Genomic DNA, 220 nt, shown 5'->3' on the forward strand with positions numbered 1-220 from the left:
GACTGGGGTGAAGTCGTAACAAGGTAGCCCTAGGGGAACCTGGGGCTGGATCACCTCCTTACCTATACGACTAACTCAATACCTAAAGTGCAGAGATGCATGTGAGTGTTCACACAGATTACTTGTTAACTTCTTCGGAAGTAGAGTGAAACACGCCGCAAGCCGGCTAGTGTTGTTCTTTAACAATTTGGAAAGCTGATAGTACTAACTAAAGGCGCAT

1 rRNA gene is annotated in these 220 nt (G+C 45.9%); it reads left to right on the forward strand.

What is annotated here, in order from left to right:
* Positions 1–61: ribosomal RNA gene (locus tag H5202_RS23870) — 16S ribosomal RNA — on the forward strand; the annotation flags it as partial.
* Positions 62–220: the final 159 nt, after the last annotated feature.

Source organism: Shewanella sp. SG41-4 (assembly GCF_014164505.1).
Taxonomy (GTDB): Bacteria; Pseudomonadota; Gammaproteobacteria; order Enterobacterales; family Shewanellaceae; genus Shewanella.